The sequence below is a fragment of the Acinetobacter lwoffii genome, assembly GCF_024129855.1.
Classification (GTDB): Bacteria; Pseudomonadota; Gammaproteobacteria; order Pseudomonadales; family Moraxellaceae; genus Acinetobacter; species Acinetobacter lwoffii_L.
In genome coordinates, this window is record NZ_JAMXXC010000029.1 from 21347 (window position 1) to 29606 (window position 8260).

At 42.1% G+C, this 8260-nt stretch carries 7 protein-coding genes; 2 read left to right on the forward strand and 5 right to left on the reverse strand.

From position 1 onward, the window contains the following. Window positions 1–62: 62 nt before the first annotated feature. The 4 genes from blaOXA to NI465_RS14655 all read right to left on the reverse strand — a co-directional run bounded on the left by blaOXA (window position 63) and on the right by NI465_RS14655 (window position 5151). Window positions 63–893, reverse strand: coding sequence for an OXA-134 family carbapenem-hydrolyzing class D beta-lactamase (gene blaOXA, locus NI465_RS14640; protein ID WP_253145804.1), 831 nt, complete (start codon window positions 891–893; stop codon window positions 63–65). A 146-nt stretch (window positions 894–1039) separates the two neighbouring features. Beyond that, on the reverse strand, window positions 1040–2980 hold the full coding sequence (dnaK, locus tag NI465_RS14645; RefSeq protein WP_071852338.1) for a molecular chaperone DnaK: 1941 nt from the start codon (window positions 2978–2980) through the stop codon (window positions 1040–1042). A 118-nt stretch (window positions 2981–3098) separates the two neighbouring features. Continuing rightward, window positions 3099–3647 carry a nucleotide exchange factor GrpE gene (gene grpE / locus NI465_RS14650; protein ID WP_004647116.1) on the reverse strand — a complete coding sequence of 183 codons (549 nt, stop codon included), beginning with the start codon at window positions 3645–3647 and terminating at the stop codon, window positions 3099–3101. A 1003-nt stretch (window positions 3648–4650) separates the two neighbouring features. Continuing rightward, on the reverse strand, window positions 4651–5151 hold the full coding sequence (locus NI465_RS14655) for a cell envelope integrity TolA family protein (RefSeq protein WP_253145805.1): 501 nt from the start codon (window positions 5149–5151) through the stop codon (window positions 4651–4653). Window positions 5152–5368: 217 nt separating this feature from the next. On the opposite strand from NI465_RS14655, the gene NI465_RS14660 reads away from it, so the two are divergent. Continuing rightward, entirely contained in the window at window positions 5369–6439 is a 1071-nt protein-coding gene (locus tag NI465_RS14660; RefSeq protein ID WP_253145807.1) for an alpha/beta hydrolase, read from the forward strand. A 71-nt stretch (window positions 6440–6510) separates the two neighbouring features. Here the strand turns inward: NI465_RS14660 and NI465_RS14665 are convergent, their stop codons facing one another. Then, window positions 6511–7185 (reverse strand): acetoacetate decarboxylase family protein, encoded by a 675-nt coding sequence (locus NI465_RS14665; protein ID WP_253145808.1) that lies wholly within the window; start codon window positions 7183–7185, stop codon window positions 6511–6513. Window positions 7186–7288: 103 nt separating this feature from the next. Between NI465_RS14665 and NI465_RS14670 the strand changes: the two genes are divergently transcribed. Further along, window positions 7289–7861 carry a peptidylprolyl isomerase gene (locus NI465_RS14670; protein WP_253145809.1) on the forward strand — a complete coding sequence of 191 codons (573 nt, stop codon included), beginning with the start codon at window positions 7289–7291 and terminating at the stop codon, window positions 7859–7861. The last annotated feature ends 399 nt before the right edge of the window (window positions 7862–8260 follow it).

The following is an 8260-nucleotide window of genomic DNA, read 5'->3' on the forward strand; positions in this document are numbered from 1 at the left end:
TTAAATGTCTATTTTTTAAAAATATAGCTTAATTTTAATGCCTTTCCCATGCTTTATTTGCGTCATCCTTCTGCTTTTGGATAAAGCCCTAATTCGGCCAAAGCCTGCTGCAAAATTTCAAGGCGGATCGCCGGATCCATACCATTTCGCATCTGCATATTCAGTGAAAATGCCACGATCTCGGCTTGCGGTGTTTTAACCCAGCCGGTGAGCCAGCCGACTTGCGGTTCCACATCCATGCCCCAACCAGATTTGGCATATAGTCGATAAGCTTGCTGCTCCTGTAGCAGTAACATGACTTTGACTTGCTGCTGGACTTGAGGATCAAAGGCCAGTTGCTCTCGGGCCAACGCAGAAACAAATTGGACTTCCTGTTTTGGAGTAACTTTCAAAGGGCCTACCAGCCAGAAGTTATCGACCTGTTGACCAATCTGCTGATTACCAAATTGGATGCGTTGTACTTCCTGTTGCATCAGTTCAAGGCCAATACGACGTGCCAGTTCCTGATAAACGGGTACAGCAGACGCTTGCATGGCTTGGCCGAGAGTCATGTCTTTTTCCCAAGCTGAAAAACTGCGTTTCTTGCCATCCCATTTAAAAATTTCATTGGTTGTGGCTTTACCATGTTGTAGACCAATCAGGGCATTGAGCATTTTGAAAGTAGAGGCTGGAACATATTCGGTATTTGCACGACTTAAATCATTACCATAAACCTGTATCTGTTGACCACGCTGAATCACTAGAACACCCGCGCTTTGCGCCTGATCAAATAATTGGGCAATGGCTTGAGTGGATTGAGTCGAAGTGCTTTGAGATAGGAGAGATGAAACGGGCAGGCTACACGCTGTCAGGCCCAAGCAACTAAGTAAAGGCAGAAAAATCAGAATTTTCATGGGTTCAGGGTATTTTAATGTTTGATTTAACTTAAACAGCTTTTCCTGAAAATACGATCAAATTTTGGTAATTTTTATTTTATTCCTTCAAGTCGAAACATAAAAAAACCGCGCTTTCGCGCGGTTTTTTCAGTTAAAGCGACAAATTATTTTTTGTCATCTTTCACTTCAGTGAACTCAGCATCTACAACGCCGTCGTCCGCTTTTTGAGATTGACCTTCGCCGCCTTGGAATGCATTCGGGTCAAAACCTTGCGCACCGCCTTGGCCTTGCGCTGCTTCATATGCACGTTGTGTAATTGGCATGATGATGTTTTGCAGCGCTTCAGTTTTCGCTTTGATTTCTTCAACGTCATTTTCTTTAGTTGCAGCTTCAAGCTCAGAAACCGCAGTTTCGATTGCAGTTTTTTCGTCTGCGGTCACTTGTTCACCAAGATCTTTCACTGCTTTTTGTGAAGAAGCAACTAAAGCATCCGCTTCGTTACGAGCTTTTGCAAGCTCTTCAAATTTACGGTCTTCTTCAGCATTCGCTTCAGCATCTTTGATCATTGCTTCGATTTCAGCATCAGACAAACCTGAGTTTGCTTTAATCTGGATCGATTGCTCTTTACCAGTGCTCTTGTCTTTTGCAGATACTTTCAAAATACCATCAGCGTTGATGTCGAAAGATACTTCAATTTGTGGCACACCACGTGGCGCAGGTGGAATGTCGCCTAACTGGAAGTTACCCAACAGTTTGTTTTGCTGCGCCATTTTACGTTCACCTTGGTAAACTGAAATGTCTACAGCAGGCTGGTTGTCCGCAGCGGTTGAGAACACTTGAGATTTCTTCGCAGGAATCGTGGTGTTTTTCTCGATAATTGCAGTCAACACGCCGCCCATGGTTTCAATACCAAGTGTCAACGGAGTTACGTCAAGTAGAAGTACGTCAGTTTTGTCACCTGAAAGTACCGCACCTTGAATCGCAGCACCCATGGCTACTGCTTCGTCAGGGTTTACGTCTTTACGTGGCTCTTTACCGAAGAATTCTTGAACCTTCTGTTGAACCATTGGCATACGAGACTGACCGCCCACCAGAATTACGTCAGAGATGTCAGAAGTCGAAAGACCCGCATCTTTAAGCGCAATACGGCAAGGCTCAATCGTACGAGCAACCAGGTCAGCAACTAAACCTTCAAGTTTTGCACGTGTTACGTTGATCACTAAGTGTTTAGGACCAGTCGCATCAGCAGTGATGTATGGAAGGTTGATTTCAGTTGCATTTGAAGAAGAAAGCTCGATTTTCGCTTTCTCCGCAGCTTCTTTTAAACGCTGTAACGCCAGTGGATCTTGTTTCAGGTTAAAGTTTTGTTCTTTCTTGAACTCTTCAACCAGGAACTCGATTAACGCGTTATCGAAGTCTTCACCACCTAGGAATGTATCACCGTTAGTCGACAATACTTCAATTTGCTGGTCGCCATCAAGGTCGGCAATTTCAATGATTGAAACGTCGAAAGTACCACCACCCAAGTCATAAACCGCGATTTTACGATCGCCTTCTTTCTTGTCCATACCAAACGCAAGTGCCGCAGCAGTTGGCTCGTTAATGATACGTTTAACTTCTAAACCTGCAATTTTACCTGCATCTTTAGTTGCTTGACGCTGTGCATCGTTGAAGTAAGCAGGAACAGTAATAACAGCTTCAGTTACGGTTTCGCCCAGGTAATCTTCAGCAGTTTTCTTCATCTTTTTCAAGATTTCAGCAGAAACCTGTTGTGGCGCCAATTTTTTGTCGTTGACATCAACCCAAGCATCTCCGTTGTCAGCTTTGATGATTTTGTAAGGAACCAGACCGATATCTTTTTGTACCGCTTGGTCTTCATAACGACGACCGATCAAACGTTTGATCGCGAACAATGTATTTTTCGGATTCGTTACTGCTTGACGCTTTGCAGATTGACCTACCAGAATTTCGCCATCTTTATAGGCAATAATAGATGGAGTGGTACGCGCGCCTTCAGCGTTTTCGATTACTTTAACTTTGTCGCCTTCAAGTACTGCAACACATGAGTTTGTAGTACCTAAGTCAATACCAATGATTTTAGCCATTTGGATGTTTCCTCTAAAATTTTTTTGTGATTTACACTTGTTATCCGATATGAGAGCCGTTCGATTTTTTTCAAGTAAAATTTTTGAAAAATTTCACAAACTCCCGAATTTATTTGGCTTAAGCGCCGACCATCACCATGGCAGGACGCAATAAGCGACTGTTAAGCGTGTAGCCCTTTTGCAAAACAGTCCCAATTTCATTTGCTTTGGCATTTGGATCAATCCCGACTGCCTGATGCAGGTCAGCATTGAAACCGTTGTTGGTATCCACTGCCACAACCCCAAATTTCTCCAAGGTATGCAATAAAGATTTAAGGGTCAGTTCCACACCTTCACGCAATGGTGTTTGCTCTTCACCTGCAGCCACAATGGCACGTTCCAGATTGTCGACTGTTTCTAGAAGCTCTTTAGAGAACTTTTCCAGAACTGTATCTTTATGCTTTTCAGATTCACGCTGAATACGTTCAACACTCTTTTGTGCTTCATAAACTGCATTGGCGGTACGGGCTTTTTCTAACTTTAAATCACCTTCAAGCTGCGCAATCTGCTCTTGTAAAGACTCAACGGAAACTTCAGCCTGCTCGGTTTCAGCTTGAGTTTGCGCTGTATCTTGTTCCGCTTGCTCTTGCTCAAGTTGTTGAGCTTGCTCGTTTTGCTCAGTCGCCATTGATTTACTCCGTTTAAATGGGTTCTTAAACATGTACAGTCCTTAGGCCTCAGTGTTCACTGCGTTTATGCTGAACTGCCATGGTTGTGAAGTTCTTGATTACCTAAAGAAATCGGGGCAGGGTGTAAAAATTCAAGCGTCGACCCAGATTAAATTTAAGATTTATACAAAATACTGAATCCAGCGGATAGCAGAACAAGCTATTCAGAACACAACAGCAGGATAGGATGAGAATAAAATACACGGACATCAGCAGCGATGAATCCGAATTTTGAACTGAATAGATTTAATTAGCGACTAAATCTAAGAATTAAGTATTTGAAAATAAATATAAAAAATGAATAATCGTATTTTTGAATCAAATTAATAATTTTAATCCGTTTTAAGTGTTGGTAAAAAAATTGCATCATACTTCTATTAACAGCGACCTTGTTCAGAGGAGAGAGCCGAACCGGGTTGCTGTTGCCCTATTTTAGAGTTGCTTTTTTCAAGCTGAGTATCCCCAAAACTCAGCTTTTTTTTGCCTGTTTATTTATTAGACATAAAAACGATTAATATCTAAGCAATAAAGTCTTTCACAATAGATGAACTTTTGATTAATATTTATTCCAGATTCTATCGCTGTAGTTTCTTCTTATTTTGAAATGTGTTTTCGTGGCTTATCCTGTTCTCTAGATAAGCCTTTTTTTTGTCCAGAATTTACCTTTTTTGAATTTGTTGGAATCAGTCGTCTCTATTTTAGCGGTTTGTAAGATAAAACTTACAGCTTGGATAGTGAATGTCCGCTTCATGAGCGCAAGTTGATTCGATAGGATAATTTGTGTAGAGAACAGGATGTTCTGGTTGAATTGCTGAGAAGCATAAGCGAAGTGGAAGTTCGTTTAACATAACCCTCTGCAAAGGCCCTAAAGAAATTTTCTTTAGGGCCTTTGTCTATCTGGCAGCTACCTTTTTCATTAAAAAAGCCCAGTCTGGGCTTTTAATAGAGAGGGTGATTCAAGTCTTAGTCACGACGATCCCGTGAACGTTGTTCCTGATGACGTCGGTTGTCATTCCAGCGTTGATTAGAACGATTTTGCTGGACTTTTTTACTGCGTTGATCTTTTACACGTTTACGCTCCAGATCCTGACGACGTTTACGTTCTGCCTCTGCCTGTTTTTGCCGTTGCATCATGATATTTTTACGTTGCTGTTCATGGCGCTGTCGTTCCAGTTGGCTTTTACGTCGATCCAGCTCTAACTGTCTTTTACGATCCTGCTCCCAATTGCGACGTTGTAATTCCTGTTTACGTCGATCCAGTTCAATGCGTTTGCGTTGCTGTTCATATTCCCAGCGTTGCCGCTCATAGCGACGATCTTGTTCATAACGCCGGTCCAGTTCATAGCGACGGTCATAACGCTGATCATAGCGGCCATCATAATAGCCACCATCTTCAGGAAATGCGACGCAGCCTACAGCTAAAAATGCAGTCGCCAAAGACAAAGCTATAATTTTACTAGCCATAGGCATCCTCCAGATTTGTAATAAAAAATATACTTAAGCTCGCAAAAGTACGTCAAAAATAACCTTTAAACGGTCAATGACATCTTTTATAAATGAGGGTAACGTATCGAGTAGAAGCTATATGTACATTGATATTAAGACTTATATAAGAATATGGTCACTGAAACGCTAATCGTGTAGAAACTATGAAGAATTAAGAGAATAAGGACTAAAAATAATGACTGTGAATCCTCCGGTTTTGAAAAGTGTGATGGAAAAAGGACAAGGGACGGCAGCGCGTATGCTGGACCGCTTGCCTGGCATTGCACAGGAAGCATTGGTTAGGGCCCTGGATTATCCTCATGTTTATCCTGATTTAGATCCATTGGTTAAATGCCTGATGGCCATCCAGATAAAACAGGGGCATAGCAGTTTTATCAGTGAGGATCTGGCACATTCGCGCACATTGTTTGATGCACGCATGAAAGCGATCGCGGCTAAACCAACTACTGTCAAAGTCATCGAAGAGCTGCGCCTGCCTTTGCAAAGTGGCAGCATCTTTGCCCGGCATTATCATCCAGCTCCACAAAAGAAGTTGCCGATGGTGATTTTTTATCATGGCGGTGCATTTATGGTGGGCGGTCTGGACAGCCATGATGAATTCTGTCGCTTGCTGGCAGTACATGCCAAAGTACAGGTGCTAAGCGTAGCTTATCCGCTGACGCCAGAATTTAGCCCCTTGCAGATGGTACAGGTTTGTGAAGATGCCTTGGCGTGGGCACATCAGCATAGCAAGCAGCTAAAAGTCTATAAAAACCGGATTGCCGTGGCAGGGGACAGTGCGGGCGGAAATCTGGCTACTGTCGTGGCACAGCGCAGTGCAGGCAAATCTTATGCTGCACGAGCGCAGCTTTTGCTTTATCCGGCGGTCGACTTTAAAAGCCGCCATCCTTCTTTCTATGCCTATAAAGATGGACTGGTACTTTCAGAGCAGGATATTGATCTGGTGACCTTCATGTATGCCCAAACCCATCAGATTGAACTGGATGATCCGCTGATTTCACCGACCTATGGTGAATTGCAAAACTTGCCGCCAAGTTATGTGATTACAGCACGTCATGATGTCCTGCATGATGAAGGTTCAATCTATGCACATAAACTACGTCAGAATGGCGTGAGTGTTCATTATCATGAATATACCGATCAGGCACATGGTTTTATTAACCTGACGCCGATCTCTCGCCGTGCCAAAAAATATGTGATTGAGATCAGCAAAAACTTCCGCAAATTCTGGGATAAAAATAGTTAAATCGAAAGTATAAATAAAAAAAGGTGTTTCTCATGAAACACCTTTTTGTATAGATAAGTTTTTATCAGTTCTTATACTTTGCTACTGATCTGCGCTTCAGGAAAGATCAAATTGAATTTGGGGACATAAAAGCTTTGCAGCAATTTGGCTTTGGAAAAGTCTGGAAATATATTCTCGGCATCTTGCCACTCTACTTGCGAGAGTTTGGAGAAGTGACCGCGGAACTGTGGACTAAACTGAAAACGCTGCCCTTTCCAAGCTTGCTGAATCTTCAGCATAGACGCTGGAATATGATGACTATTAATGTAGAACTGGCGTGCAGATTTGGTTTTCTTCAGCCGAATCGTCATATGCTGGTTTTGATGCTGAATCTGACACAGCACTTCCTGATCCTTTTCCTGCCATTCAAATTGCGCATGTTCTTTGGGAATGCCCCATAAATGCTGACCGTGTACCACAGACTCATGGGTAGACACATAAATTTTAGGAATCGAACTGAGGCGCCGTTTACTAATTAAAGGATGATCCAGAATCAGTAACTCATCATAAGGGCCAATCGGCGAAGCGTGATAACGCACCAATAAGACTTGGACCATACGACCTAGCGGAGAAGGGGCGATCCGGAACTGTTTCGCTTGCTCAATAAAGGTGGGGGTCAGCCAATAATTCAGAATAAAACCCTCACCCTGCAAACGCCAAGGTGGAAACTGGTGGATATTTTGCTCCTGTAATAATGCATGCTTCATTCTTATTCTCTTGTCTTTAGTCGGCAGGTCACTGCATTATGAGTTATAAAAGATTAATATATAGTCATTCACAACCATTACTTCTAAGTAGATGAGTTAATAAATGTTAAAGAAATCATTATGTGTCATCGCACTTGCTGCGGTCAGTCTGCCAAGCTTTGCTGAAAATACGATTATTGAGATGAAGACTTCATCTGGAAATATTGAAATTGAACTCTTCAATGACAAAGCTCCAATCTCGGCAAAGAACTTCGAAAGCTATGTAAAGAGCAACTTCTATAAGGACACGATTTTTCACCGCGTCATTCCAGGCTTTATGGTGCAGGGTGGTGGCTTTGATGTGAACATGCAAGAAAAAGCCAATACTCAAGCACCCATTAAAAATGAATCATCGAATGGTCTGCAAAATAAACGCGGTACTTTAGCCATGGCGCGTACCAATCAGCCGGATTCTGCCCGAGCACAATTCTTTGTGAACCTGGTCGATAATGATTTCCTGGATCGTTCTGCTAGAAATGCCGGCTATGCGGTATTTGGTAAGGTCACTAAAGGTATGGATATCGTCGATCAGATTGCTAAAGTACCGACCCGAAACTATGGAATGCATCAAAATGTGCCGGTGAACCCTGTAAAAATCACCAGTGTGACGATTAAAGCACCAGTCGTGAAAAACTAGGCATAGAATAAAACAGAAATATTTAATTTATATTTCTGTTTTAAAAATATGTACTTATGTAATGAATTGTATGGAATTGAACCAATTTGGTGCATAAAAATAAAACACTCGTGATTCCTGTGCGTTAAAAGCGCTTGCACGTGTAAGAAATTGCCCTATAATGAGCACATACCGACGAGATAGACGGAAACGAACGAAGCAGAATGGCGGAGTTGTTGAGTTTATCGAAGTCCAGCTTCTAGCACTGACGAGGTGTTAGAAAGATCATTAAGAGATTATGAAGAACAACTTGTGTGGATTTTTACTGATTGATTGATCGAAATTATTTTCATTGATTGATGGTAGAAATTACTCGAAGTTTATTTGAGAAATATTTGTCAGAAAATTGATGAGCCAAGA